A 25,034-nucleotide genomic window follows, 5' to 3' on the forward strand; every position below is an offset into this window, starting at 1 on the left:
ACGCATGCGGGAGGGCGGCTCCATGGGGGCTGGGCACGATCACGGACACCTGCACGGAGCCCCGGCGACGGGGACGGCGGCCAACGCCCACAAGGGGCGGCTCCGCATCGCTCTCACCATCACGGTCACGGTCATGCTGGCCCAGATCGTGGGTGGGCTGATGGCGGACTCGCTCGCGCTGGTCGCGGACTCGGCGCACATGGCGACGGATGCGCTGGGCCTCGGCATGGCGCTGCTCGCGATCCACTTCGCGAACAGGCCGCCGACCCAGAACCGCACCTTCGGCTATGCCCGCGCCGAGATCCTCGCGGCACTCGCCAACTGCCTGCTGCTGCTCGGCGTGGGCGGGTACGTGCTGTACGAGGCGGTCCAGCGGTTCGTCACCCCCGCGGAGACCGAGGGCGGCCTCGCCCTCTGGTTCGGCGTCTTCGGGCTCGTCGCGAACATGATCTCGCTCTCGCTGCTCATGCGCGGCCAGAAGGAGAGCCTCAACGTCCGCGGCGCGTTCCTGGAGGTCGTCGCGGACACCCTCGGCTCGCTCACGGTCATCGTCGCCTCGGTCCTGATCATGCTCACGGGCTGGCAGGCCGCCGACCCGATCGCCTCGCTCGTCATCGGCGTCATGATCGTCCCGCGTACGGTCAAGCTCCTGCAGGAGACCCTGAATGTACTCCTGGAGTCGGCACCCAAGGGCGTCGACATGGCGGAGGTGCGGGCGCACATGCTCGACCTGCCGGGCGTGGAGGAGGTCCACGACCTGCACGCCTGGACGATCACGTCGGGCATGCCGGTCCTCTCCGCCCACGTCGTGGTGAGTTCCTGGGCCCTCGACGCGACCGGCCACGAGAAGATGCTGCACGAGCTCCAGGGCTGCCTCGGCGACCACTTCGACGTCGAGCACTGCACGTTCCAGCTGGAGCCGAGCGGCCACGCGGAACACGAGGCGAAGCTCTGCCACTGACACCCCCGGCGCCGAGAACACGGTCCTGATGCAGGTCCGCATCGTGGTGGCGAACAGCTTCGCGGACGGGTGGCCGGACGATGTTAAAGTGAACGGAGTTTCTTGAGTCCTTGGAGGTGGGTTGATGACTGTCGTGGTCTGCGCTGCTCCGCGCGGCGACACGTGCATCCCCACTTTCCGGGCGCGCGTCTGACTTCGCGTACGGCACTCGTACTCTTCGTACGTCTCTCGTACGCGCGGTCCGCGGGTCCTTCACTCAAGGATTTCCACGTTGACTGACAACACTTCCCTTCACCGCGCCTTCTTCGCCCTGCACCACGGGCTTCCGCGGCAGGGTCCCGGCTCCGACGACACCACCCGGCGGCTGCTCTCCCTCGTGGGTGCGCTGCCCGAGCGGCCGCGCGTGCTCGACCTGGGCTGCGGCCCCGGCCGGTCCGCGCTCCTGCTCGCCGCCGAGGCCGGCGCCGAGGTGACCGCCGTCGACCTCCACGAGCCGTTCCTCGACGAGCTCCGGGCCGCGGCCGAGGCCCGCGGGCTCGCCGGGTCGATCACCGCCGTCAACGCCGACATGGGTGAACTCCCCCATCCGGACGGTTCGTTCGACCTCGTCTGGGCGGAGAGCTCGGCGTACGGCATCGGCTTCGACACCGCGCTGCGCTCCTGGCGGCGCCTGCTCGCCCCTGGCGGGGCGCTCGTGCTCACCGAGTGCGAGTGGACGAGCGCCGAGCCGTCCGCCACCGCCCGCGCCTTCTGGGAGCGGCACTACACGCTGCGCACCGGCGAGGAGAACGTGCGGGCGGCGACCGGCGCCGGGTACTCCGTGCTCGGCGTGCACCCGCAGCCCGAGTCCGACTGGGAGGAGTACTACGGCCCGCTGGCCGCCCGCGCGGACGCGGCGGACCCGGGCGCGCCCGGCATGGCGGAGGCGCTCGCCGCCACCCGCGAGGAGCTCGCGATGCGGCGCGAGCACGGCGCCGAGTACGGCTACACCGGGTACGTGCTGCGGCCCGTGGACTCCTGGCCCACCCGCCCGGAGACCTCGGCCGACGTCCCCGCCGTGCGCGCCGTGAACGCCGCCGCCTTCGGGACGGAGGCGGAGGCCGACCTCGTCGACGCGCTGCGCACGGACCCGGAGGCATGGCTGCCCGGTCTGTCGTACGTCGCGGAGGCGCCCGACGGCTCGGTGGCCGCGCATGCGCTGATCACCCGCTGCCGGGTGGGCGGGGCTCCCGCGCTGGCCCTCGCGCCCGTCGCCACCCTGCCCGAGCACCAGGGGTCGGGGGCCGGTTCGGCGGTCGTGCATGCCGTGCTCGACGCGGCACGCGCGCGTGGGGAGCGGATCGTCCTCGTCCTCGGGCATCCCTCGTACTACCCGAGGTTCGGTTTCAAGCCCGCTTCCGGGTACGGAATCCGGCCGGGCTTCGAGGTCCCGGACGAGGCGATGATGGCTCTGGCCCTGCACGGATCCGACGATTCCGCACAACTGCCGCGGGGCACGATCACCTATCCGGCCACCTTCGGGGTCTGACCCCGCTCCGTGTGTCCCGCCGCGCCCCGGCGCGGCGGGACATGCGGATCCCGGAAGTGCCCGAGGTGTCCGGAACGTACGGCAGACTTGGGGTTCGAAGACCGAAGAGAAGGATGCGTATGCCGATCACACCTGCCACCGCGGCGACCAGCCCGTCGAACGGCACCGGAGAAGCGATCTTGCTCGAACTCGTCGACGAGGACGGCAGGACGATCGGCACAGCGGAGAAACTCTCCGCGCATCAGGCGCCCGGGCAGCTGCACCGGGCGTTCTCCGTCTTCCTCTTCGACGAGCAGGGCCGTCTGCTGCTCCAGCAGCGCGCCCTCGGCAAGTACCACTCCCCCGGGGTCTGGTCGAACACGTGCTGCGGGCACCCCTACCCGGGTGAGGCCCCGTTCGCGGCGGCGGCCCGGCGCACGTACGAGGAGCTCGGGGTCTCGCCGTCGCTGCTCGCCGAGGCGGGCACGGTGCGCTACAACCACCCGGACCCGGAGTCGGGGCTCGTGGAGCAGGAGTTCAACCACCTGTTCGTGGGCATGGTGCAGTCGCCGCTGCGGCCCGACCCGGACGAGATCGGCGACACCGCCTTCGTCACGGCGGCGGAGCTCGCCGAGCGGCACGCGAAGGACCCGTTCTCCGCGTGGTTCATGACCGTGCTCGACGCGGCGCGGCCCGCGGTCAAGGAGCTGACGGGCCCCTCCGCGGGCTGGTAGCCGGCGAGGCGTCAGCCGCCGTGGGGCTTCAGGGGCAGGGCCGCCCAGATGACCTTGCCCCCGCTCGCGGTGTGCTCGACGTCGCATGCACCGCCCGCCTCGGCGGTGATCTCCCGTACGAGGAGGAGTCCACGCCCGCCCGTCTGCGCGTGGTCCGCCACCAGGGCGGTCGGGCGGTAGGGGTGGTTGTCCTCGACGGAGACCCGCACCCACTCGGCGCCGACCGCGACCTCCACCGCGAGCATCGGCGACAGCAGGGCCGCATGGCGCACCGCGTTGGTCACCAGCTCGGAGACGATGAGCAGCAGCCCCTGGACGAGGTCGTCCGGCGCCGGTACGCCCTGCCGGGCCAGCAGGTCGCGCACCGCGTGCCGGGCCTGGGGGACGGAGGCGTCCACGGCGGGGGCGGTGAAGCGCCACACCCCCTCGTACGGCACCGATCCGCCGCTCCGTGGGAGTGGGCACGGCCCTCTCCCGTCGTTCCCCATCGTCCGGTCGCCGCCCTCGCGCTCGATTGTCGCCACACCACGAGTGTTGGGAACGCTCTCGCCCGGACCGCTCCACTGACCAGAAGTCAGCGACTATCGACGCGATTTGACCGCCTGGGTCGGACGCCGTCAGTTGTCCGACTGGTCCTGCCCGCCCTGCCCTGAAGGGTTCGCCTTCAAGTGTTCTTCAGGTTGTACGAGACTGACGATGCGTCGCCCGCCGATGCCGGTGGCGATCAGGCCGAGGCCGTCGAAGAGCAGTGCCAGGGAGAAGAAGCAGCCGATCACGTACTGGCTGCTGCTGGGCCACCCCGCGAGGACCAGGATGCCGATCAGCAGGCCGAAGGCTCCCTGCAGGAGCGTCAGGGCGAACTGCGGGCCGCGTACCACCAGGCTGCCGACCAGCCGGAAGACCCCGCCGGTCAGGAAGAGCAGCGCCGCGAACATGGTCAGCGCCTCCGCCGCCACGTCGGGCCGGCGGATGACGACGACGCCCGCGGCGAGGTTCAGCGCGGCGACCACGACGCCCAGCCAGAAGAAGCTGGTGCCCCGTGACTGGACGGCGTGCAGCAGGCCGACGACGCCGCCGATGAGCAGCAGCCAGCCGAACAGGAGCATCGAGGTCAGCGTGGCGACACCGGCGTAGACGAGGCCGACGAGCCCGGCGACGGCGAGGATCACGCCGAGCAGGGCGAGCCAGCCGAAGCTGCGGCTGACCGTCCTGGCCTCCGAGGTCGCTGTGTCGTCCCTGGGTCCGGCCATCGGCGTCTCCCTCTCGCTCGGCCCCCTTCTTGATCGTACGTTCGAGGCGTGCGGATAGCATCCGGCGCATGGAGCCGCAGCTGAGCCACACCGTCACGGACGGCGTCGCCACCGTCCTCATCGACCATCCGGCCAAGCGCAACGCCATGACCGCCGACATGTGGCGTCAGGTGCCGCCGCTCTTCGCGGCACTCGGCGCGGACCCGGCCGTGCGTGCCGTGGTCCTGACCGGCGCGGGCGACACCTTCTGCGCCGGTGCCGACATCTCGACGCTGCGGGAGTCGCCCGGCACCGCGCAGGATCTCGCGGTGCGGGCCGAGGAGGCGCTCGCGGCGTTCCCGAAGCCGACGCTCGCGGCGGTGCGGGGCTACTGCGTGGGCGGCGGCGCGCAGCTGGCGGGCGCGTGCGACCTGCGGTTCGCGGACGAGGGCGCCTCGTTCGGTGTCACGCCGGCCAAGCTCGGCATCGTCTACCCGTCGTCGTCCACGCGTCGCCTGGTGTCCCTGGTGGGGCCCGCCACCGCCAAGTACCTGCTGTTCTCCGGAGAGTTGATCGGTGCCGAGCGGGCGCTGCGCACCGGTCTGGTGGACGAGGTGCTGCCGGCCGGTGAGCTGGACAAGCGGGTCGCCGAGTTCACCCGGATCCTCGTGTCGCGCTCCCTGCTGACGCAGGCGGCCGCCAAGGAGTTCGCCACGGGCCGCACGGACCGGGACGCGTACTGGACGGAGCAGGCAAGCGGCAGCGGCGACACCGCCGAGGGTGTCGCCGCCTTCCTGGAGCGCAGGCCGCCCCGCTTCACCTACTGACCGAAGCGGCTCCCGTCGCGGAACCGCGCGACGAGGTGCGCGGGCGCCTTCTCCGGGGACCCGGCGTCGTAGGGCGGCTGGGGGTCGTACTCGGCGATCAGCTGCACGGCCTGCGCGTGCTCGTCGCCCGCGATCCGGCCGGCCAGGGTGAGGCCCATGTCGATGCCCGCGGAGACACCGGCCGCCGTGACGTACTTGCCGTCGAAGACGACCCGCTCCCCCGTCGACTCGACGCCGAGCCGGTCCAGCTCGGCCAGCGCGAGCCAGTGCGAGGTGGCGCGGCGGCCCTTGAGGAGGCCCGCGGCGGCCAGCGCGAGCGAGCCGGTGCACACGGACGTCGTCCAGGTGGTCGTGGCGTCGACCGCGCGGAGCCAGCCGAGGAGCGCCTCGTTCTCCATCTGGTCGCTCTGCCCGGGGCCGCCGGGCACGACCACGATGTCGGGCCGCTGGACCTCCTCGAAGGACTTGTCGGCGACGAGGGCGAGGGAGCCGTTGTCGTCGCGCACCGGGCCCGCCTGCTCGGCGACGAGGACGGTCTCGGCGCCCGGGAGGTTGACCAGTGTCTGGTAAGGGCCGATGGCATCGAGGACGGTGAAGCGTTCGTACAAGGCGATGGCGATCTGCATGGTGTCCCTATCGGTGTGGGTGATCGGTGTGACGGGTGGCTTCGGCGGCCGGAACGGCCGGTACGGGACGGAAGCGGCGGCGGTACTCGGCCGGGGCCGCGCCGAGCAGCTTCACGAAGGCGCGGCGCATGGCCTCGGGAGTGCCGTAGCCGCAGGCGCGTGAGACCTCCTCGACGCCGTCGGAGGTGTCCTCCAGGAGGCGTCGCGCGTGTTCGACGCGGACGCGCTCGACGTACTTGCCCGGGGTCAGACCGGTGTCCGCCTGGAAGGCGCGGGCGAAGTGGCGGGGCGAGAGGCGGGCGCGCGCGGCGAGTGCCTCGACCGAGAGGTCGGCGGCCGGGTGCTCGGTGATCCACTGCTGGACCTCGCGCAGCGGCTCGCGCCGTGCGGTCTGCGCGGCGAGCTGGACGCTGAACTGCGCCTGGTTCCCCGGGCGCCGCAGGAAGACCACGAGGTGGCGGGCGACCGTGAGCGCCACGTGGCGGCCCAGGTCCTCCTCGACGAGCGCCAGGGCGAGGTCGATGCCCGCGGTGACCCCCGCGGACGTGGCGACGTGACCGTCCCGTACGTAGATGGGGTCGGGGTCGACGTCGATGCCCGGATGGTCCCTGGCGAGCTTCTCGCAGTACGCCCAGTGCGTCGTCGCCCTGCGCCCTTCCAGGAGGCCCGCCTCGGCGAGGCGGATCGCGCCGGTGCAGACCGAGACGAGGCGCTCCGCGCGCGGGCCGTGCTCGCGCAGCCAGGCGGTCAGCCCCGGGTCCTCCCCGCGCGTGCCGTGGCCGCCCGGGACCAGCAGGGTGTGCGGCACGGGGGCGTCGGCGAGCGCGTGGTCGGGGACGAGGGTGAGGCCGCTGGAGGTGCGCACGGGCCCGCCGTCCGGGGAGGCCGTACGGACGAGGTAGCCGTCCTGGGTGTCGCCCGTGCAGAGCCCGGCGCCCGTGAACACCTCCACGGGACCCGTGACATCAAGGCTCTGGACGCCGTCGAAGAGGACGACCAGGACGATTCGCTGCGTCATGCCGTCGATTCTTCGCCCGGCACCTGATGTCCGCAATGACGAGCACCCCACCTTTCCTGCCATGGTGGGCCACCGCCCCACGCACTACATACCGACCAGTAGGTAACGTGCTCCCATGACCTCTTCGACGACCTCGTCCTCCTCGTCCGCCGCACTGGAGTCACGGGCCGGACGCCGTTGCCACTCCGTCCTGAACGCCCTGCACTCGACGCACTACTTCTCGCCGGACGTGAACCGGGAGCTGAAGGGCCTCGGCATCTCCCACCCCACCGCCGTGAACTTCGCCGTGCGCGCGGCGGCGCTCGGTGCCGTCGGCCCCGGGACGGTGGCGGCCACCTTCTACAACTACAAGTACGAGCTCGTCGCCGCGCACGTCCCCCAGGTGTGGCGGACGGCCTCTCCGGAGGACATCCTCGCGGCGCGTCTGCGGGGCGTGGACACGACGCTGCGGCGGCTGCTCGGCGAGGAGCTCGTCGCCTCGCCCGAGCTTGCCGAGGCCGCGGACCTCGCGCTGCGCGCCACCGAGGCGTGCACGCGCGGCGCCCGCCCGCTGTACGCCGCCCACGCCGACCTGCCCGTCCCCGAGGAGCCGCACCTCGCCTACTGGCACGCGGCGACGCTGCTGCGCGAGCACCGCGGCGACGGCCATCTGACCGCGCTGCTCGGCGCCGGACTCGACGGCCTCGAAGCCCTGGTGAGCCACACCGCGACCGGCAAGGGCACCCGGCCGAAGTGGGTCTTCTCCACCCGCGGCTGGAACCAGGAGGAGTGGGACGCGGCCGTGGACCGGCTGCGGGACCGCGGAGTGCTCGACGGCGAGGGCGAGTTGACGGAGACCGGCGTGGCGCTGCGCCGGGACGTCGAGGCCGAGACGGACCGCCTGGACCGGGCCCCGTACGAGCACCTGGGCGCGGCGGGCGTCGAGCGGCTCACCGAGCTCGGCACCCTCATCGCCGGCGCCGCGCTCCAGGCCGGGGCGTTCCCGGCGGACCTGCTCGGCAAGCGCTGAACAGACGCGCGCCGGACACCAGCCGCCCGGCGCGCATGGCTTCGCGCGTCCGAGGTACCCGTTCGTCCACCGGCGCCGCCGATCCCCGGCGGCCCGGGGGCGAAAGGGGAGTTCTCATGTTCCGTGCCATAGCGGACGTTCTGCGCCAGATCGGCGGCGCACTCGCCACGGTCGTCACCCTGCCGTTCCGGGCCGTGGCCCGACTGTTCGGCGGAGCGTCCCGTTCCGCGGGGCGGGGCGGGCGACGGTCGGGACACACGGGCCGGGCCAGCCGGGTCTGATCACCCTCTGTCGGCGCCACCTGCCACAATTGCCCGGCAACCTCAGCGAGAAGGCGGTACCGGAACGTGGCAGCTTTGAAGACGTCCACCCCAGCATCCATCGAAGGCAGGATCGCCGAGGAGCTCGGCGTACGGGAGCGGCAGGTGAAGGCCGCCGTCGACCTGCTCGACGGCGGCTCCACGGTGCCCTTCATCGCGCGCTACCGCAAGGAAGCGACCGAGATGCTCGACGACGCGCAGCTGCGCACGCTCGAAGAGCGCCTGCGCTACCTGCGCGAGCTCGAGGACCGGCGCGCCGCGATCCTCGACTCGGTCCGTGAGCAGGGCAAGCTCACCGACGAGCTCGAAGCGCGGATCCGCGAGGCGGACACGAAGGCGCGGCTCGAGGACATCTACCTTCCCTTCAAGCCGAAGCGGCGCACCAAGGCGCAGATCGCGCGCGAGGCGGGGCTCGAACCGCTCGCGGACGGGCTGCTCGCCGACCCGACCGTCGAACCGCAGGCCGCGGCCGCCGCGTTCGTGGACGCCGACAAGGGCGTCGCGGACCCGCAGGCCGCCCTGGACGGCGCGCGGGCGATCCTCGCCGAGCGGTTCTCCGAGGACGCCGACCTGATCGGCGAGCTGCGCGAGCGCATGTGGGTGCGCGGCAGGCTCGCCGCGAAGGTCCGGGACGGCAAGGAGGAGGCGGGCGCCAAGTTCGCCGACTACTTCGACTTCGCCGAGCCCTTCACCGACCTGCCCTCGCACCGCGTCCTGGCCATGCTGCGCGGCGAGAAGGAGGAGGTCCTCGACCTCGTCCTGGAACCCGAGGAGCCCGCCGAAACGCCGGGGACCCCGTCCTCGTACGAGGGCATCGTCGCCCAACGCTTCGGCGTCGCCGACCTCGGCAGGCCCGGCGACAAGTGGCTTCAGGACACGGTCCGCTGGTCCTGGCGGACGCGGATCCTCGTGCACCTCGGCATCGACCTGCGGCTGCGGCTGCGGACCGCCGCCGAGGACGAGGCGGTGCGGGTCTTCGCGTCGAACCTGCGCGACCTGCTGCTCGCGGCGCCCGCGGGCACGCGCGCCACGCTCGGCCTGGACCCCGGGTTCCGTACGGGCGTGAAGGTCGCCGTCGTCGACGCGACCGGCAAGGTCGTCGCGACCGACACGATCCACCCGCACGTTCCCGCCAACAAGTGGGACCAGTCGCTGGCGACGCTCGCGCGGCTCGCGAAGGAGCACGACGTCGACCTGATCGCCATCGGGAACGGCACGGCGTCGCGCGAGACCGACAAGCTCGCCGGTGAACTCATCACCAGGCACCCCGAGTTGAACCTGACGAAGGTCATGGTCTCCGAGGCGGGCGCCTCGGTGTACTCGGCGTCGGCGTTCGCCTCGCAGGAGCTGCCCGACCTCGACGTGTCGATCCGCGGCGCGGTGTCCATCGCCCGCCGCCTCCAGGACCCGCTGGCCGAACTCGTGAAGATCGACCCCAAGTCGATCGGTGTCGGGCAGTACCAGCACGACCTGTCCGAGGTGAAGCTGTCGCGCTCCCTCGACGCGGTCGTCGAGGACTGTGTGAACGGCGTCGGCGTGGACGTCAACACCGCCTCCGCCCCGCTCCTCGCCCGGGTCTCCGGCATCGGCGCGGGCCTCGCGGAGAACATCGTGTCGCACCGCGACGCGAACGGCCCTTTCAAGAGCCGCAAGGGCCTCAAGGACGTCGCCCGGCTCGGCCCGAAGGCGTACGAGCAGTGCGCGGGCTTCCTCCGCATCCGCGGCGGCGACGACCCGCTGGACGCCTCCAGTGTGCACCCGGAGGCGTACCCCGTGGTGCGCAAGATGGTGAAGTCGGTGGGCGCGGAGGTCGGTTCGCTGATCGGCAACACGGCGGCGCTGCGCTCGCTGAAGCCGGACACGTTCGTGGACGAGGTCTTCGGTCTGCCCACGGTCACGGACATCCTGAAGGAGCTGGAGAAGCCCGGTCGCGACCCGCGGCCGGCTTTCAAGACGGCGACCTTCAAGGACGGCGTCGAGAAGATCTCCGACCTCGCCGCCGGAATGGTCCTCGAAGGCGTCGTGACGAACGTGGCCGCGTTCGGCGCGTTCGTGGACGTGGGCGTCCACCAGGACGGCCTGGTGCACGTGTCCGCCATGTCCAAGACGTTCGTCAAGGACCCGCGGGACGTCGTGAAGCCCGGCGACATCGTCAAGGTGAAGGTCATGGACGTCGACATCCCACGCAAGCGGATCTCGCTGACGCTGCGGCTCGACGACGAGGCGAACGCGGCCGCCGGTGACGGGGAGCAGCCGAGGCGGGGCGGCGGCCGTCCGCCGCAGCAGCGGCAGCGGGGCCAGGGCGGTGGCGGCCAGGGCGGCGGTCAGGGACGACGCCAGCAGGGCCAGGGACAGAGCCAGGGACAGCGGGGCGGTGGCCGCGGGCAGAAGCCGCAGCGGCAGGGCCCGCCGCCCGCCAACGACGCGATGGCCGAGGCGCTGCGGCGGGCCGGTCTGGTCGACCCGAAGCGGCGCTGAGAGCCTGTCTTCGAAGCCCCGTCGTTCGCGCGCTGCGCAGGCGGGGGTTCGAAGACAGGCGCTGAGCCGCGCGGGGTCTTCGCGGGACCGTCCTAGGGCCGTCGCAGGACCGAGGGGTGGAGGTCAGAGTGGCAGTTCCGTCACTTTGCCCTCCGCCACCTCCAGGCGGCGCGTCACGCGGACCGCGTCCAGCATCCTGCGGTCGTGCGTGACGAGCAGCAAAGTGCCCTGGTAGGCGTCCAGGGCCGTCTCCAGCTGCTCGATCGCGGGCAGGTCCAGGTGGTTCGTCGGCTCGTCAAGAACGAGGAGGTTGACGCCCCTGCCCTGGAGCAGCGCGAGGCCCGCGCGGGTCCGCTCGCCGGGCGAGAGCGTCGCCGCCGAGCGCAGCACGTGATCCGCCTTCAGGCCGAACTTGGCGAGCAGCGTGCGGACCTCGGCCGGCTCGGTGTCGGGGACGGCCGCGCAGAACGCGTCGAGCAGGGACTCCTCGCCGTGGAACAGGGCGCGCGCCTGGTCGACCTCGCCGACCAGGACGCCCGAGCCGAGCGCGGCGTGGCCCTCGTCCAGCGGGACGCGGCCCAGGAGCGCCGCCAGCAGCGTCGACTTGCCCGAGCCGTTCGCGCCGGTGATCGCGACGCGGTCCGCCCAGTCGATCTGCAGGGTGACCGGGCCGAGCGTGAAGGCGTCCCGGCGGACCTCCGCGTCGCGCAGGCTCGCGACGACCGCGCCCGAACGGGGCGCGGCGGCGATCTCCATCCGCAGCTCCCACTCCTTGCGGGGCTCCTCGACGACGTCCAGGCGCTCGATCATGCGCTGCGTCTGGCGGGCCTTCGCCGCCTGCTTCTCGCTGGCGTCCGCGCGGAAGTTGCGGCCGATCTTGTCGTTGTCGCCGCCCTTGGCCGCCTTGCGGCGGGCGTTCTTGACGCCCTTGTCGGCCCAGGAGCGCTGCATCTGGGCGCGGCTCTGCAGGGCGGCCTTCTTGTCGGCGTACTCCTCGTACTCCTCGCGGGCGTGCCTGCGGGAGGTGTCGCGCTCCTCCAGGTACGCGTCGTAGCCGCCGCCGTAGAGGTTGATCTGCTGCTGGGCCAGGTCGAGTTCGAGGACCTTGGTGACGGTGCGGGTGATGAACTCCCGGTCGTGGCTGACGACGACCGTGCCGGCGCGCAGGCCCCGCACGAAGGCCTCCAGACGCTCAAGGCCCGCGAGGTCGAGGTCGTTGGTCGGCTCGTCCAGGAGGAACACGTCATAGCGGGAGAGGAGCAGGGAGGCGAGTCCGGCGCGGGCCGCCTGGCCTCCCGAGAGGGCGGTCATCGGCTGGTCCAGGCTCACGGCGAGCCCGAGCGAGTCGGCGACCTCCTCCGCGCGCTCGCCGAGGTCCGCGCCGCCGAGCGCGAGCCAGCGCTCCAGACTGGCCGCGTACGCGTCGTCCGCGCCCGGGGCGCCGTCGACGAGGGCCTGCGTGTCCCGGTCCATGGTCCGCTGCGCCTCGGCGACGCCGGTGCGGCGGGTCAGAAAGGCACGGATGGTCTCGCCCGGGCGGCGGTCGGGCTCCTGGGGAAGGTGCCCCACGGAGGCGGAGACCGGCGAGAGCCTCAGCTCACCCCCTTCGGGGGCGTCAAGCCCCGCGAGCAGCCGCAGCAGCGTGGACTTGCCCGCTCCGTTGGCCCCGACGAGCCCGATGACGTCCCCGGGGGCGACGACGAGGTCGAGTCCGGCGAACAGGGTGCGGTCGCCGTGGCCTGCGGCGAGATCTTTGGCGACGAGGGTTGCGGTCATCAGGGGGCAATTGTAGGTCGGCGAGGTTCCGGGAGGTGGCCGAGGTCGTAGTGGGTGGGTGGGCGGGCGGGTGGGAAACATCCGCCGCGGAGCGCCGGTCTGGGCGCTCGTCACCCCGGCAGGGCCGACGTAGGGGTGACCAACACGTGGGTCGACGTGCGGGCCACCACGTACGACGTGCCCTTGGTGGTTCTCGGGGCCAGGGGGACCTTGTGGTGGCCCGGCTCCAGGACCTCGTCGAAGACTTCGTGGACGTGGGTGCGGGAGAGGCGGTCCATCCGGTACGCCGTGAGCTGCACGCGGCACGTCGAGGTGACGTCGAGCTCCGCCGAGCGGGGACCCGCGGCGAGGCGGGTGAGGCGGCGCTGTTCCTGGGGGCTGCGGTCCAGCGCGTCCTCGATCTGGGCGACCAGGAGCGGGACGATCGGGGCGAGGCCGTCCACGTACGCGACGGGGACGGCCGCGGCGTCGAAGGCCGCGCGCACGGACTGCCGGGTGGCCTCGGGCACCGTCGGGCCGAAGGCGACCGCACCGTACGTGCGGAGTTCGTCGGCCGGCACCCCCGCCGCGTCCGCCGCGATCTCCGCGCCGACCCCGATCGTCCGCAGCGCGGCCGCCAGCTTGGCGAGGATCGCCACACGCGCGCCGATGAGGAGGACCCGGCGACGGTTCCGCGCGTCGCCCTCGGCGAGCAACTGCCCGAGCGCCGCCCGGTATTCGTCCCCGCGGAAACGGAACGGCCCTATGCCGTGGTAGCCGTTGAGCGCCAGGTCGGCCCGTTCCGACGTCTGCCAGGCGAAGTCGCGCCAGACGAAGTCGTCGCTGCCGTCGGCGCACTTCTCGATCACCGCCGTGACCGCGCCGCACTCCAGGCCCTCGCACTCGGGGCAGCCGTAAATGACGTAACGCCCCTCCTCCAGCGGCGCCTGCGCCTCGAGAAGGAGTCGGCGCACATGCGTCGTGAAGATGGCCGGCGGGATGTCGGAGGCGAGCGGCGACACCGCGTCGAGGTCGGAGAGCCGGAAGAGGAGCGGGCGGCCGTCGACGATGAAGTCGACGAAATCGCGGTGCACTTGGTAGTCACCGTTGGCGAGAACCCCACCGGCGCGGATGGCCGGTGCCAGACCGAAGGTCGCGTACTCGGCAGACATGCTGTGAGTATCCCCACCTGAGGTGGGATCTGAGCACGGCATCGCACATTCCGATACCGGGCGGCCCGGGAGGCGGCGCGCTCGGTGGCGCCGCCTCCCGGGGCCGCGGGTCAGCGGGGAGCGACCGGGTCGTTGTCCCGTTCGGGACCGTCGCCGTTGTCGTCGGTCGCGGGGCCGATCTGGAGCTCGAAGTCACCGTCGTGGTGCTCGTGTCCTGCGATGACGGCCTTCTCCAGGACCTCCGTGCCGTGCTCGCCGCGCACGATCAGCGGGTCGTGGCGCAGATCCCGCATGAGGGCCACGCACATGCCGATCATCACGATGGTGAAGGGCGCGGCGACCAGGATCGTGAGGTTGCGCAGCCCGGTGAGCGCGTCGTCGTTGCCGTCGCCGATGAGGAGCATGATCGCGCCGACGGCACCCGTCACGATGCCCCAGAAGATCACGACGAACCGGCCGGGTTCGAGGGCGCCCTTCTGGGAGAGCGTGCCCATGACGATGGACGCGGCGTCGGCTCCCGAGACGAAGAAGATGCCGACGAGGATCATGACCAGCAGGCTGGTCACGGTGGCGATCGGGTACTCGTTCAGCAGACCGAAGAGCTGGGCCTCCTGGGTCGTGTCGCCCTTGAGTCCGCCGCGGTCGGCGACCGTCATGGCGCTGCCGCCGAAGACCGCGAACCAGATGAGGCTGACGGTGCTGGGCACCAGGATGACGCCGCCGACGAACTGACGGATCGTACGGCCGCGGCTGATGCGCGCGATGAACATGCCGACGAAGGGCGTCCAGGAGATCCACCAGGCCCAGTAGAAGACCGTCCAGCTGCTCAGCCAGTCCGCGACGCCCTCGCCGCTGGACGCCTCGGTGCGGCCGATGAGCTGCGGCAGGTCGTTGAGGTAGGCCCCGATGGACGTGGGCACCATGTCGAGGATGATGACGGTCGGGCCCGCGATGAAGACGAAGACGACCAGCAGCCCGGCCAGCACCATGTTGATGTTGGAGAGCCACTGCACGCCCTTCTCCACACCGGAGATGGCGGACGCCACGAAGGCCAGGGTCAGCACGGCGATGATCGCGACGAGCAGCCCGGTGCCCGCCTTGTCCATCCAGTCGACCTCCTCCATGCCGCTGCCGATCTGCAGGGCGCCGAGGCCAAGCGAGGCGGCCGAGCCGAAGAGGGTGGCGAAGATGGCGAGGATGTCGATGACGCGGCCCCAGGCGCCGCGGGCGTGCTTCTCGCCGATGAGCGGTTCGAAGACGGCGCTGATGGTCTGCCTACGGTTGCGGCGGAAGGTGCTGTACGCGATGGCGAGACCCACGACCGCGTAGATCGCCCACGGGTGGAGCGTCCAGTGGAAGAGGGTGGTGGCCATCGCGGTCTCCATGGCCGCGGGCGCGTCCGCCGGGTCGGTGCCCGGCGGATGGTCCTTGAAGTGCGCGAGGGGCTCGCTCACTCCGTAGAACATCAGGCCGATGCCCATGCCGGCGCTGAACATCATGGCCACCCAGGAGACCGTGCGGAACTCCGGGTCCTCGCCCTCCTTGCCGAGGGTGATCTTTCCGTACCGGCTGACGGCCAGCCACAGCGCGAAGACGACGAACCCTGTGGCGGTCAGCATGAAGAACCAACCGCCGTTGTGCATCAGACCGTTGAGCATGTCCGTGGAGACATTCTCGAGCGAGTCCGTCGATACTCCGCCCCAGACCACGAACGCGAGGGTGAGCACGGCGGTGACACCGAACACCACCCGGTCCGTCTGCGGGGATCGGCCGCCGGGGGCGGGCGTCATGGCCTCTGACGCCCCTCCCCCGTCGTCCGCTTTATGCTGATCCTGCGTCACAAGTGACACCTTTCAGGGGGTCGGTATCGAGTCGAGAGTTTGTTCTTCGTTACCCCCTACCACATGTGACGTACCTCTCACCTTCTCAACAGGCCATGTCGGGCCGACCTGTGACCATGTGATACGGCGCACGCTCGTCGAGCAGCAGCGGCACGAGCGCACGGGCCGACTGCCGCAGGGGAACGAATGCGCCAGTTTTCGTGCGCTTCACGGTGACTCCGTGCAGGGCCAGTTCGTCCTTGATGTCGCCGTACTGGGCGGCGTCCAGGCGGTACCCGCAGGGCGGGTCCTGGATGATCTCGGACGGCTCGGCGGGGTCGTTGTCCGCACCACCGATGTAGACGGGGCCGCGGTCACGGAAGCCCTCGACGCGGGCCGCCCCGGTGGCCGCCTCCAGCTTCCCTCGGCGCTCGTCCGTGTAGTCGAACAGGCCGCCGAGCGCCGAGCGCTGGGAGGCCACGCGGCGCCGGTTGTTGAGCGCCGCGTCCTTCTTCTCGGCCTCGGTGAGGGGGTCGACGCGGCTCTCGATCAGCAGTCCGGCTGCGTGCTTGATGCCGGACATGTTGCGCAGGATGCGCTCCTGCCCGTCGCCCGCGGTCTGCTTGATGGGGTCGCCGGTGACCGGATCGGTCCAGATGCCGTACGTGCCCGTGGTGTACCCGTCGTGCCCGGCGGCCGGCCGCACGTACGCCGTGGAGAGCGTCTGCGCCTCCCCGTGCACGGCTTCGTCGGTGTTGAGGTTGCGCGGCCAGAGGTCGAACAGGTCCTTGTCGTAGTACTTGGGCGTGGCGCCGTACTCGTGCAGGTCGTAGATGACGTCGGGCTTGCGGTCCCGGATCACCGCGGCCATGGCGCGCGCCTCGGCGGTCTTGAGGGAGAGGTGGTCGCGGTTGATGTCGACGCCGTCGGAGTTGCCGCGGGTGTCCGCGGCGCGCCCGTCGGGGTTGGCGGTCGGCACGACGAGGAGCGTGGTGCGGCTGAGGAAGCGCTTGGTCTTCTTGTCCTTCGCGTACGCCAGGTCGCGGATCGTGGACAGACAGGCCTCGCGGCCGGAGGGTTCGTCGCCGTGCTGGCTGCAGATCAGCAGCACGGTGTTCTTCGCCGGGCGTTCGCCGATGCGGACCAGCTGGACGGGGCGGTCCTTCTTGGTGGTGCCGATGCGGTCGACCGAGACCCTCTTGGTGGCCCGGTCCACGGTGGCGAGCAGGTCCTGTTCCTCGGGCTGGGAGGTCCAGCGCGCTCCGTTCGTCTCCTCGAATCCGGTACGGGGCGGGGTCGGCGTCGCCTGTGCGGGCGCCGTCAGGAACGGCGCGGCGAGCGCGGCGGTGGCGCAGACGAGCGCGAGGGAGCGGATGCGCGGTGTCATGAAGTGCTGCCTCCCGGGACGGGGTTGATGCGGCGCGGCGGGGCCACGCCGTCGAGTCGGGCTTCGCGGGGAGTGCCGGACGCGGTGGTGGTGAACGCGCCGGGGCCGCCCACCAGGGGCAGTTTCGCCGAGGTGCGGGCCAGGTCGAGGGTGAGCGTCGGGGTGTCTGCGGGGGCTTCGATCAGATTGCGGTCGGTGCCCGCCACGATCAGCGCGAGTCGGTGGCCCTTGGGCACGACGTGGTCGGTGGCGGCCAGGTCGAGGGTGATGGTGTGCGGCTTGCCCGGGGTGAGCGGGCGGCCCCGGCGGGCGTCGGCCCAGTTGCCGAGGTCGGCCCAGCCCCGGCTGAAGATCGTGTAGTCGACGTCGGCGGTGTTCGCGCGCGTCTCCTTGAAGCAGGAGCTGTCACCCGCGGTGCTCGGCCCCCAGCAGGTGCGCTCGGGAAGGGTGGTGATGCCCTCGCCCGCGGCGGCGTAGTCGCGGATGGTGTCGGGGCCGAGGTCGACGAGGACCGCGGAGAGGTGGGCGGTGCGGGTCGTCGGGGTCGCGGTGACGGTGACCGTGGAGGAGCCGGAGAGCCGCAGGTCACGGGCGAGCGGCTTGCTGGTGAAACCCGCCTTGGCCGGTGTCGACATGTCGATCTGCTCGGCCCAGGCCGTCTCGCTCAGGCGCGGGTCGTCGGTGAACGTCTCGGTGCCCTTGCCGCGCCGGGTGCCGAGGGTGCCGACGCCGGGCTCCGTGCCCTTGGCGGGGCGGAGTTCGACGGCGCGGGTGCCGCGCGGGGGCCAGACGCGGTCGGTGCTCCAGCGGTCCGGTGCGCGCTCGATGTCGGCCATCGGCTCGCGGTCGACCCCGTTGTCGTAGCCGAGGAGTTCGTGGTCGAACCAGCGGTGCAGGGTGCGGACCCAGTCGGCGCGGCGGAGGTCGAAGGGGTCGACGTGACCGGCCTGGCTGAGCCAGATCTTGCGGTCCACGCCGTTCTCGGCGAGCGCGTCCCACCACTGGCCGAAGTGCTTGGTGCGCACGTTGAGGTCCTGCATGCCGTGGACGACGAAGACGCTCGCGCGCACCTGGTCGGCGTCCGGGACGTGGTCGCGTTCGCTCCACAGCGGGGTCCAGTCGCCGCTGCGGGGCGCGCCCTCGATGAGTCGCTGCTTGACGGCCCCGCAGCGGGCGCGGGCCTCGGGGCTCTCGATGCCGCTCGCGAGGCGGTCGGGGCCGCTGCCGTACAGCGGGGCGCCCTTGGCGAAGTAGTAGTCGTACCAGGAGGAGATCGCGCCGATCGGCACGATGGTCCTGAGGCCCGGGACTCCGGTGGCGGCGACGCCTTGCGCCACGGTCCCGTCGTAGCTCTTGCCGATCATTCCGGTGGCCCCGTTGCTCCAGGTCGCCCGCGTCCGTTCGGTGCCGGTGCGGCTGGTGTAGCCGCGGGCGCGGCCGTTCAGCCAGTCGACGACGGCCTTCGCGGACTGGACGTCGGAGCGGCCGCCGACGTCGACGCAGCCGTCGGAGCGGTTGGTGCCCGCGAGGTCCACGGCGACGTAGCCGTAGCCGCGCGGGACGAAGTAGTTGTCGTAGTACAGCGGGAGCTGGACGGGGTTGCCGTTCGCGTCGTACGTCTTCTTCTGGCTCTCGTTGCCGCGGCCGCAGCAGGAGTAGTACGGGCTCGCGTCCATGATCACGGGTATGCGGCGGCCCCGGCGGTCGAGTTCACGGGGCCGGACTATGTCGACGGCGACGCGGTCGGTCTTCCCGTCCGCGTCGCCGTCGATCCTGGTGTCGACCCATACGGATTCGCGTATCGCGTCCTCGTACGAGTAGACGGGTCTGCTCTCGCGCGGCATGCGCGAGGCCTCGGCGGCGCCCTGCGCCGCGCCCGGGGACATGAGGCCGGCGATCAGGGCGGCGAGGGCCGCCGTCAGGAGCGTTCTCCACAGGATGCGGGTGCGTCGCGCACGTATCGGCATGGCGCGGAAGGTACACCGGTGAACTCCCGGGCGACAGAGGGCAGCACGCAGCGGCGACAGGTGCATGGGACATTGAGGCACATGTCGGCCGAATGGCAATCGTGTGACGGGTGGGGCCATGGACATGACGGGTACGGAAGGGGCTGAATAGGCTCGACGACCAAGACGAACGCATGTTTTGCCCCTACGACTTGGAGCTCTTGTGCACCGCAGACTCATCGCCCCGGGCGCTCTGGCGGCCTCTCTCCTGCTGGCGATCCCGGCATCGGCCGCGGACTTCTCCCCCGGGGCCCCGGGCATCGGCGACCCCTATTACCCGGCGAGCGGCAACGGCGGATACGACGTCTCGCACTACGACCTGCGGCTGAAGTACCAGCCCAAGACCGACCTGCTCGAAGGCACGGCGACGCTCAACGCCCGCACCACGCAGGACCTCTCGCGCTTCAACCTCGACTTCGGCCTGAAGGTCTCCGAGGTGCGGGTCAACGGCAAGAAGGCGAAGTTCAAGAAGACCGGCGACCAGGAACTGCAGATCACGCCGCCGGCCGGGCTGCCCAAGGGCACGGCGGTCACGGTCGTCGTGCGGTACGCGGGCAAGCCCTCCGAGCTGAAGATCAACGGTTACACGGCCTGGCACCGGACGCCGGACGGCGGTGTCGCCGCGCAGGAGCCGGAGGCCGCCGTGTGGTGGTTCCCGTCCAACGACCACCCGCTCGACAAGGCGACGTACGACGTGTCCGTCTCGGTGCCCGACGGCACCCAGGCGATCTCCAACGGCGTGCTGCAGTCGCAGAGTTCCAAGCTCGGCTGGACCCGTTACAACTGGCGGTCGAACAAGCCGCAGGCCAGCTACCTCGCGACGCTCGCGGTCGGCAAGTTCGACATCACGACCGACAAGACGGAGGGCGGCCTGCCCGTCCTCAACGCGTACAGCAAGGACCTGGGCGACAACGCGGGCGCGGCGCGGGCCAGCATCGAGCGGACCACCGAGGTCGCCGAGTGGCTGGAGACGCTCTACGGCAAGTACCCGTTCAACGCGCTCGGCGGCTACGTCCCGAACGTGAAGAGCAGCTACGCCCTGGAGACCCAGACCCGGCCCTTCTACAGCCCCTCCGCGTTCGCGAACGGCTCCAACGCCTCCATCGTCGTCCACGAGCTGGCCCACCAGTGGTACGGCGACAGCGTCTCGGTGGACGGCTGGAAGGACATCTGGGTCAACGAGGGCTTCGCCCGCTACAGCCAGTGGCTGTGGTCGGAGAAGGAGGGTGAGGGCACGGCGCAGGAGCTGGCGGACTACGTGTACGCCCAGCACCCCGCCGACGATCCGTTCTGGAAGGTCAAGCCGGGCGACCCGGGCCCGGACAACCAGTTCCACGGCGGGGTCTACGACCGGGGCGCGGTGGCGCTGCAGGCCCTGCGCAACGAGGTCGGCGACGACACGTTCTTCGAGATCCTGAAGGGCTGGCCGCAGAAGCACGCGTACGGCAACGCCAAGGTGGGCGACTTCGTGAAGTACGCGGAGAAGGTCTCCGGCAAGCCGCTCGCGGAGCTCTTCGACACGTGGCTGTACCAGCCGTCGCGGCCCGCGGCGCCCGCCGTGCGCGAGGCCGGCATCGCCCGCTCGGCCGCCGCCCCGGCCAAGCCGAAGTCGTGGAAGCAGATCGCGGCGACGAACGGCGTGCACGACCACGGGCACGATCACTGACGATCCGGTGCGCTGCGCCGCCGGGGGGCTACCTCCCGGCGGCGCGGTGGCGTGCGCGGGCCCTGCGCGCCGCGGGCAGATAGCGCAGGCGCTCGGGCAGGAGCGGCACAACCGTGCGGACCACCCGGCCGAGGCGGCGCAGCCTGCGCTCCTGCGTGCCGGTCCAGGGGAGGCCGATGGCCTCGCGGGCGTCCGGGGGCATCAGGCCGATCGTGACGAAGCGGCGGAAGCGGGCCAGCGGGGGCACGAGTACGGGCCACAGGGCCCGCAGCAGCAGCCGTAGGGCGGCCGGGCCGCGGTCCGGCGGCGGGACGGTCTTGTCGACGGCGGTCAGCTCCGCGGCGACCCCGGTGAGTTCGATCTCCTCGGCGAGGACCTTGCGGTAGTGCGGCCAGAACTCTTCCAGCGTCTGCGGCATGTCCCGGTCGTGGATGCCGAGGATGCGGCCGACCTGGAGCCACTCGGCGTACAGCTGCCGCTCCTGCGCCTCGGTGAAGGGGCGGCCCAGGTACTGCTGCGCGTGCCGGTAGACGGGGAAGCCCGTGGCGTGCACCCAGGCGTAGTTCTCGGGCATCAGCGCGTGGTAGCGGCGGCCTCGGGTGTCCGTGCCCTGGATGGTGCGGTGCAGCACGCGCAGCCTGCGGCCCTCGGCGGCCGCCTCGTCCCCGCCGTACACCCACAGCAGGACAGAGCGGATGGAGCGCTCGCCCCTCCCCCACGGGTCGGTGCGGAACACCGAGTGCTCGTCGACGCCCGCGCCGACCGCCGGGTGCGCCACCTGCATGGTGAGCGCGGGCGGCAGCATCAGGAGCATGCGGATGTCACCGGCGATGTTCCAGAGGATCCCGCCGGGCGGGGGCGGGGGCGGGGACGCGTCGGCGGAGTCGCTCTTGTCGTGGGCCGCGTGCTGCTCGCGCGCGTCGGCCGGGTGGTTCATTCGACGTGCTCCTCGGACGTGCCCTGTTGGTGCACGTCCCAGTATGCGACCGCGAACGCACCTGCCTCAGCGGGCCTCGGCGTACGCCTCCAGGATGATGTCGAGGACCGCGTCCGGTTCCCGCACCGTCGGGAAGTGGTCGCTGTGCGCGAGCCGCACCGCGCGGCAGCCCGGAATGCGCCGCGCCATGGCCTCGTTCAGTTGGACCACCTCGGGCTGGTCGTGCTCGCCGATGGCCAGGGTGCAGGGGACGTCGAGCTCGCCGAGCCGGTCGTAGGCGGGCGGGTCCGGCACGTGGTGCGGATGCACGGCGAACCACGCCGGGACCACGGCCTTGAGCAGCGCCGTCACCTCGGGGTCGGCGCCGGTGCCCGCAGCGGCGGATACGCGCCGCATCATCGTCACGATGCCGTCCACGTCGCCCGTCTGGGCGCGGCGGCCGACCTCGGCCATGAACTCGGGCGGGAGGAGGTCGTCGGCGCCGGTGACGCCCGGGACGATCAGGGCGAGGCTCGCCACGCGTGCGGGGTCGCGGAGTGCGAGGCTGATGGCCGTCGCGCCCCCCATGCTGGACGCGGCCAGGACGGCCCGGCCCACGCCGTAGTGGTCCAGGACCGCGATCAGGTCCTCGACCAGTGAGAACGAGGCGGTCGGCGCGGGTGACCTGCCGTACCCACGTGCGTCGTAGCGGATCACCCGGTGGCGCTCCGTGAGGCGCGGCAGGATGCCGTCCCAGATGCGGGAGTCGCCGACACCCGGGTGCAGAAGGACCAGGGGGAGGCTTCCGCCGCCCGTGCCGCTCGGTTCACCCGAGTCGTGCGACCACAGTTCGCCGTCCTTGACCGAGACCATGACGTCCATGCCTGCGAGTCTCGGGGCGCGGTGTCCGGCCCGCCAGTGGGGGCGGGGGACGTGGGCGTGAATCCGTACGCCTAGCGACCAAAAGCCGACGGATCGGTGCCGGGGTCGGCGGACGGATCAGTTCCCGACGTGGCACCCGGTCCCGCCGGGGGCCCTTGCGTCGCACTCGGTCCCGCCGGAGGCCCCGCGAGCGGGTCGGCCGCGGCGCGTCCCGCCACCTCGGAGGCCCACTCGGAGATCTGGCGGCGCAGTTCGGCCTCGGCCTCGGCGCGCTCCGCCTCTCCCCGGGCCTGCCCGGTGGCCGGCGGCCCGGCGCCCTCCCGGGCCCCGCCGGTGTGCGCCTCCGAGAGCAGCGTCGACACCGTTCGCCGCCGACCGGCGGGCGGAGCCGGTTCCGCGAGGGCGGGGGCCACGACGGGCACCAAGGCGGGGACGGGCAGGAGGGCGCGCTCCACGCGGAGCAGGAGACGTGCGGCGAGAACACGGATGAACTGCATGACGGGGCTCTACCCGCTCATCCGTGCACAACAACGCACACATGCAGGGCAGTTGTCGGCAGGTGGGTCAACCGCCGTACCCGGACGGGACGGCCCCGGTCGCCCGCGGTCCACCCTCAGTCCCCGAAGTCGTACACCGTCACCGCGATTCCCCGCGCCCCCAGGCGCTCGGCTATCAGCGGCTCGACGCGGGACCACTTGCCGCCCGCGAGTCCGCAGCCGATGCGCGGCATGTGCACGGAGGCGCCGAGCTCCTCGGCCTTGTCGGCGAGGGCCACCAGGGCCTTGTCGATCGCTTCGTACCGCACGGGGACGCCTTTGCTGCCCGTGCGCATCCCCCGCTGCCCCACCATGTTCGCGACCCACAGGCCGCGGCCGACCTCGACGAACTGGACGGCCCCCAGCCCGAAGTCGTTCTGCGCGCGCTGCCGGTGCCAGGCGCGATACGCCTTCTCCGGCTCCGGCCAGCGGCGCGACAGCGCGAGCACGAAGCCCTTCCCCCAGCCCCCGAGGTCGTTGCAGACATGGGCGATCAGCTTGGGGCCCTTGCCGAACGGCGCGGTGGCGTCACCTCGGACATACGTGATCTCCGACATGACGCCACCGTACGGGCTGCCACTGACAGTGGCGGGCGGGCTACCGGTCCTGCGGGCCGGTGAGGCCCTCGGGCTGACGGCCCACCCGGCGCCTGACGCCGAACCAGCCGGCGACCAGGGCGAGGCCCACGACCGGGATGAGGAAGAGCGTCTTGCGGCCGACCTCGGCGTCCTTCCACATCAGGCAGAGGACGGCGAGCAGGAACGCGATGGTCACGTACTCGGTGACACCGCTGAACGGGAGCTGGAACTTCGGCCGGGTGATCTCGCCGCGCTTCGCGCTGCGCACGAAGGCGAGGTGGCAGACCATGATCGTGATCCAGGTGCCGATGATGCCGAGCGAGGCCACGTTCAGGACGATCTCGAAGGCCTTGCCCGGGACGACCTTGTTGAGGCCGACGCCGACGACGCCGAGGGACGCGGTGAGCAGGATGCCGCCGTAGGGCACCTGGTTGCGGTTCATCTTGGCGGTGAACTTCGGGGCGGAGCCCGACATCGCCATGGAGCGCAGGATGCGGCCGGTGGAGTACAGGCCGGAGTTGAGCGAGGACATGGCGGCGGTGAGGACCACGAAGTTCATGACGTCGCCCGCGGCCGGCACGCCGATCTTGGAGAGGACCGTCACGAACGGGCTCTGGTCGGCCGAGTACATGACACCGGGCAGCAGCAGCGCGAGCAGCACCACGGAGCCGACGTAGAAGAGGCCGACGCGCCACATGATCGAGTTCACCGCGCGCGGGACGATCTTGTGCGGGTCCTTGGTCTCGCCCGCCGCGACGCCGACCAGCTCCAGCGAGGCGTACGCGAAGACGACGCCCTGCATGACGATCACGACCGGCATCAGGCCATTCGGCATGAGGCCGCCATGGTCGGTGATCATGTTGAGGCCCGGCTTCTCGCCGTCCAGCTTGTGCTGGCTGGCGAGCAGCCAGATGCCGATGATCATGAAGGCGCTCAGTGCGGCCACCTTGATGATCGAGAACCAGAACTCCATCTCGCCGAAGTACTTCACCGAGACGAGGTTCACCGCGAGCACGACCGCGAGGGCGACCAGCGCGAGCACCCACTGGGGTATGTCGGTGAAGAAACTCCAGTAGTGCGTGTAGAGCGCGATCGCCGTGATGTCGGCGATGCAGGTGGTCGACCAGTTGAGGAAGTACATCCAACCGGCGAAGAACGCGCCCTTCTCGCCGAGGAACTCACGCGCGTACGAGACGAACGAACCCGACGACGGCCGGTAGAGGACCATCTCGCCGAGCGCCCTGACGACGAAGAACGCGAAGATGCCGCACACGAGGTAGGCAAGGGCGAGCGCGGGGCCCGCCGAGTGGAGACGGCCGCCCGCCCCCAGGAAGAGGCCGGTGCCGATCGCGCCACCGATCGCGATCATGTTGACGTGACGGGCCTTGAGGTCCTTGCTGTATCCGGCGTCGCCCGCGTCCGCGGGGGCCTGGTTCGCATCCGCGCGGGGTGCGTCCAGGATGGCCGAATCTACGGCTTCCTTGCTCACGTGGTGGATCTACTCTCTGGTGCCCGGAAGAACTCCGGGGTCCGGATGTGCCCCGGTCCGCGCACCCCTGACGCGCGCGGACCGACGGGACACCTTCCCCCAGAGATCGCCTCCCACG

General features: G+C 71.6%; 22 protein-coding genes. 8 read left to right on the forward strand and 14 right to left on the reverse strand.

Translation table 11 applies throughout. The annotated features are described in order from the left end of the window. Positions 1 to 22 precede the first annotated feature (22 nt). The 3 genes from DEJ48_RS04985 (at position 23) to idi (ending at position 3,202) form a co-directional block, all read left to right on the forward strand. Complete coding sequence (locus DEJ48_RS04985; RefSeq protein ID WP_150214813.1) at positions 23 to 961, forward strand: cation diffusion facilitator family transporter; 939 nt, start codon at positions 23 to 25, stop codon at positions 959 to 961. Positions 962 to 1,232: 271 nt separating this feature from the next. Continuing rightward, positions 1,233 to 2,489: a GNAT family N-acetyltransferase gene (locus DEJ48_RS04990; RefSeq protein ID WP_150214815.1), complete on the forward strand. Its 1,257-nt coding sequence runs from the start codon at positions 1,233 to 1,235 to the stop codon at positions 2,487 to 2,489. A 119-nt stretch (positions 2,490 to 2,608) separates the two neighbouring features. After that, positions 2,609 to 3,202 (forward strand): isopentenyl-diphosphate Delta-isomerase, encoded by a 594-nt coding sequence (gene idi, locus DEJ48_RS04995; protein WP_150214816.1) that lies wholly within the window; start codon positions 2,609 to 2,611, stop codon positions 3,200 to 3,202. A gap of 11 nt (positions 3,203 to 3,213) precedes the next feature. Here idi and DEJ48_RS05000 read toward each other — a convergent pair whose 3' ends face one another. Next, complete coding sequence (locus DEJ48_RS05000; RefSeq protein ID WP_223832432.1) at positions 3,214 to 3,690, reverse strand: ATP-binding protein; 477 nt, start codon at positions 3,688 to 3,690, stop codon at positions 3,214 to 3,216. A gap of 129 nt (positions 3,691 to 3,819) precedes the next feature. Then, positions 3,820 to 4,452, reverse strand: coding sequence for an HdeD family acid-resistance protein (locus DEJ48_RS05005; RefSeq protein WP_150214820.1), 633 nt, complete (start codon positions 4,450 to 4,452; stop codon positions 3,820 to 3,822). Positions 4,453 to 4,520: 68 nt separating this feature from the next. On the opposite strand from DEJ48_RS05005, the gene DEJ48_RS05010 reads away from it, so the two are divergent. Further along, positions 4,521 to 5,258, forward strand: coding sequence for an enoyl-CoA hydratase/isomerase family protein (locus tag DEJ48_RS05010; protein ID WP_150214822.1), 738 nt, complete (start codon positions 4,521 to 4,523; stop codon positions 5,256 to 5,258). Here DEJ48_RS05010 and DEJ48_RS05015 read toward each other — a convergent pair. Next, positions 5,252 to 5,884: a DJ-1/PfpI family protein gene (locus tag DEJ48_RS05015; RefSeq protein WP_150214825.1), complete on the reverse strand. Its 633-nt coding sequence runs from the start codon at positions 5,882 to 5,884 to the stop codon at positions 5,252 to 5,254. The two genes, DEJ48_RS05010 and DEJ48_RS05015, sit on opposite strands and share 7 nt — an antisense overlap. Before the next feature lie 7 nt (positions 5,885 to 5,891). After that, on the reverse strand, positions 5,892 to 6,902 hold the full coding sequence (locus tag DEJ48_RS05020) for a GlxA family transcriptional regulator (RefSeq protein ID WP_150214826.1): 1,011 nt from the start codon (positions 6,900 to 6,902) through the stop codon (positions 5,892 to 5,894). A 115-nt stretch (positions 6,903 to 7,017) separates the two neighbouring features. Between DEJ48_RS05020 and DEJ48_RS05025 the strand changes: the two genes are divergently transcribed. The 3 genes from DEJ48_RS05025 (at position 7,018) to DEJ48_RS05035 (ending at position 10,709) form a co-directional block, all read left to right on the forward strand. Next, positions 7,018 to 7,911: an SCO6745 family protein gene (locus DEJ48_RS05025; RefSeq protein WP_150214828.1), complete on the forward strand. Its 894-nt coding sequence runs from the start codon at positions 7,018 to 7,020 to the stop codon at positions 7,909 to 7,911. A 116-nt stretch (positions 7,912 to 8,027) separates the two neighbouring features. Further along, positions 8,028 to 8,192 carry an LPFR motif small protein gene (locus tag DEJ48_RS39620; RefSeq protein ID WP_190537207.1) on the forward strand — a complete coding sequence of 55 codons (165 nt, stop codon included), beginning with the start codon at positions 8,028 to 8,030 and terminating at the stop codon, positions 8,190 to 8,192. Between the two features lie 66 nt (positions 8,193 to 8,258). Continuing rightward, positions 8,259 to 10,709: a Tex family protein gene (locus DEJ48_RS05035; protein WP_190537209.1), complete on the forward strand. Its 2,451-nt coding sequence runs from the start codon at positions 8,259 to 8,261 to the stop codon at positions 10,707 to 10,709. A 123-nt stretch (positions 10,710 to 10,832) separates the two neighbouring features. On the opposite strand, the gene DEJ48_RS05040 is transcribed toward DEJ48_RS05035, so the two are convergent. The 5 genes from DEJ48_RS05040 to DEJ48_RS05060 form a co-directional block, all read right to left on the reverse strand. Beyond that, positions 10,833 to 12,485 carry an ABC-F family ATP-binding cassette domain-containing protein gene (locus DEJ48_RS05040; RefSeq protein ID WP_150214832.1) on the reverse strand — a complete coding sequence of 551 codons (1,653 nt, stop codon included), beginning with the start codon at positions 12,483 to 12,485 and terminating at the stop codon, positions 10,833 to 10,835. A gap of 110 nt (positions 12,486 to 12,595) precedes the next feature. Beyond that, positions 12,596 to 13,636 (reverse strand): oxidoreductase, encoded by a 1,041-nt coding sequence (locus DEJ48_RS05045; protein ID WP_150214834.1) that lies wholly within the window; start codon positions 13,634 to 13,636, stop codon positions 12,596 to 12,598. A gap of 110 nt (positions 13,637 to 13,746) precedes the next feature. Further along, entirely contained in the window at positions 13,747 to 15,426 is a 1,680-nt protein-coding gene (locus DEJ48_RS05050; protein WP_150214836.1) for a BCCT family transporter, read from the reverse strand. Between the two features lie 136 nt (positions 15,427 to 15,562). Continuing rightward, positions 15,563 to 16,843: a M14 family metallocarboxypeptidase gene (locus DEJ48_RS05055; RefSeq protein WP_150214838.1), complete on the reverse strand. Its 1,281-nt coding sequence runs from the start codon at positions 16,841 to 16,843 to the stop codon at positions 15,563 to 15,565. Continuing rightward, positions 16,840 to 18,810: a Xaa-Pro dipeptidyl-peptidase gene (locus tag DEJ48_RS05060; protein ID WP_150214840.1), complete on the reverse strand. Its 1,971-nt coding sequence runs from the start codon at positions 18,808 to 18,810 to the stop codon at positions 16,840 to 16,842. The genes DEJ48_RS05055 and DEJ48_RS05060 overlap by 4 nt, the downstream gene beginning before the upstream one ends. A 202-nt stretch (positions 18,811 to 19,012) precedes the next feature. Between DEJ48_RS05060 and DEJ48_RS05065 the strand changes: the two genes are divergently transcribed. Further along, positions 19,013 to 20,515, forward strand: coding sequence for a M1 family metallopeptidase (locus DEJ48_RS05065; protein WP_150214841.1), 1,503 nt, complete (start codon positions 19,013 to 19,015; stop codon positions 20,513 to 20,515). A gap of 28 nt (positions 20,516 to 20,543) precedes the next feature. Here the strand turns inward: DEJ48_RS05065 and DEJ48_RS05070 are convergent, their stop codons facing one another. The 5 genes from DEJ48_RS05070 to DEJ48_RS05090 form a co-directional block, all read right to left on the reverse strand. Continuing rightward, positions 20,544 to 21,452: an oxygenase MpaB family protein gene (locus tag DEJ48_RS05070; protein ID WP_150214843.1), complete on the reverse strand. Its 909-nt coding sequence runs from the start codon at positions 21,450 to 21,452 to the stop codon at positions 20,544 to 20,546. A gap of 66 nt (positions 21,453 to 21,518) precedes the next feature. Continuing rightward, positions 21,519 to 22,313, reverse strand: a complete 795-nt coding sequence (locus DEJ48_RS05075) for an alpha/beta fold hydrolase (protein WP_150214845.1) — start codon at positions 22,311 to 22,313, stop codon at positions 21,519 to 21,521. A gap of 71 nt (positions 22,314 to 22,384) precedes the next feature. Further along, positions 22,385 to 22,810, reverse strand: a complete 426-nt coding sequence (locus tag DEJ48_RS05080; protein ID WP_150214847.1) for a hypothetical protein — start codon at positions 22,808 to 22,810, stop codon at positions 22,385 to 22,387. Between the two features lie 116 nt (positions 22,811 to 22,926). Beyond that, positions 22,927 to 23,406: a macro domain-containing protein gene (locus tag DEJ48_RS05085; protein ID WP_150214848.1), complete on the reverse strand. Its 480-nt coding sequence runs from the start codon at positions 23,404 to 23,406 to the stop codon at positions 22,927 to 22,929. Between the two features lie 40 nt (positions 23,407 to 23,446). Beyond that, complete coding sequence (locus DEJ48_RS05090) at positions 23,447 to 24,916, reverse strand: amino acid permease (protein WP_190537211.1); 1,470 nt, start codon at positions 24,914 to 24,916, stop codon at positions 23,447 to 23,449. Positions 24,917 to 25,034 lie beyond the last annotated feature (118 nt).

Origin of the sequence: Streptomyces venezuelae (assembly GCF_008642315.1) — a bacterium.
Taxonomy (GTDB): Bacteria; Actinomycetota; Actinomycetes; order Streptomycetales; family Streptomycetaceae; genus Streptomyces; species Streptomyces venezuelae_D.

Coding starts and splice junctions, on each gene's coding strand:
- DEJ48_RS05060 (WP_150214840.1), bottom strand. CDS start 18,810: ATGCCGATACGTGCGCGACGCACCCGCATCCTGTGGAGAACGCTCCTG.
- DEJ48_RS05080 (WP_150214847.1), bottom strand. CDS start 22,810: ATGCAGTTCATCCGTGTTCTCGCCGCACGTCTCCTGCTCCGCGTGGAG.
- DEJ48_RS05055 (WP_150214838.1), bottom strand. CDS start 16,843: ATGACACCGCGCATCCGCTCCCTCGCGCTCGTCTGCGCCACCGCCGCG.
- DEJ48_RS04985 (WP_150214813.1), top strand. CDS start 23: ATGGGGGCTGGGCACGATCACGGACACCTGCACGGAGCCCCGGCGACG.
- DEJ48_RS05050 (WP_150214836.1), bottom strand. CDS start 15,426: ATGACGCCCGCCCCCGGCGGCCGATCCCCGCAGACGGACCGGGTGGTG.
- DEJ48_RS05020 (WP_150214826.1), bottom strand. CDS start 6,902: ATGACGCAGCGAATCGTCCTGGTCGTCCTCTTCGACGGCGTCCAGAGC.
- DEJ48_RS05025 (WP_150214828.1), top strand. CDS start 7,018: ATGACCTCTTCGACGACCTCGTCCTCCTCGTCCGCCGCACTGGAGTCA.
- DEJ48_RS05075 (WP_150214845.1), bottom strand. CDS start 22,313: ATGGACGTCATGGTCTCGGTCAAGGACGGCGAACTGTGGTCGCACGAC.
- idi (WP_150214816.1), top strand. CDS start 2,609: ATGCCGATCACACCTGCCACCGCGGCGACCAGCCCGTCGAACGGCACC.
- DEJ48_RS05070 (WP_150214843.1), bottom strand. CDS start 21,452: ATGAACCACCCGGCCGACGCGCGCGAGCAGCACGCGGCCCACGACAAG.
- DEJ48_RS05005 (WP_150214820.1), bottom strand. CDS start 4,452: ATGGCCGGACCCAGGGACGACACAGCGACCTCGGAGGCCAGGACGGTC.
- DEJ48_RS05045 (WP_150214834.1), bottom strand. CDS start 13,636: ATGTCTGCCGAGTACGCGACCTTCGGTCTGGCACCGGCCATCCGCGCC.
- DEJ48_RS05010 (WP_150214822.1), top strand. CDS start 4,521: ATGGAGCCGCAGCTGAGCCACACCGTCACGGACGGCGTCGCCACCGTC.
- DEJ48_RS39620 (WP_190537207.1), top strand. CDS start 8,028: ATGTTCCGTGCCATAGCGGACGTTCTGCGCCAGATCGGCGGCGCACTC.
- DEJ48_RS05015 (WP_150214825.1), bottom strand. CDS start 5,884: ATGCAGATCGCCATCGCCTTGTACGAACGCTTCACCGTCCTCGATGCC.
- DEJ48_RS05085 (WP_150214848.1), bottom strand. CDS start 23,406: ATGTCGGAGATCACGTATGTCCGAGGTGACGCCACCGCGCCGTTCGGC.
- DEJ48_RS05000 (WP_223832432.1), bottom strand. CDS start 3,690: ATGGGGAACGACGGGAGAGGGCCGTGCCCACTCCCACGGAGCGGCGGA.
- DEJ48_RS05040 (WP_150214832.1), bottom strand. CDS start 12,485: ATGACCGCAACCCTCGTCGCCAAAGATCTCGCCGCAGGCCACGGCGAC.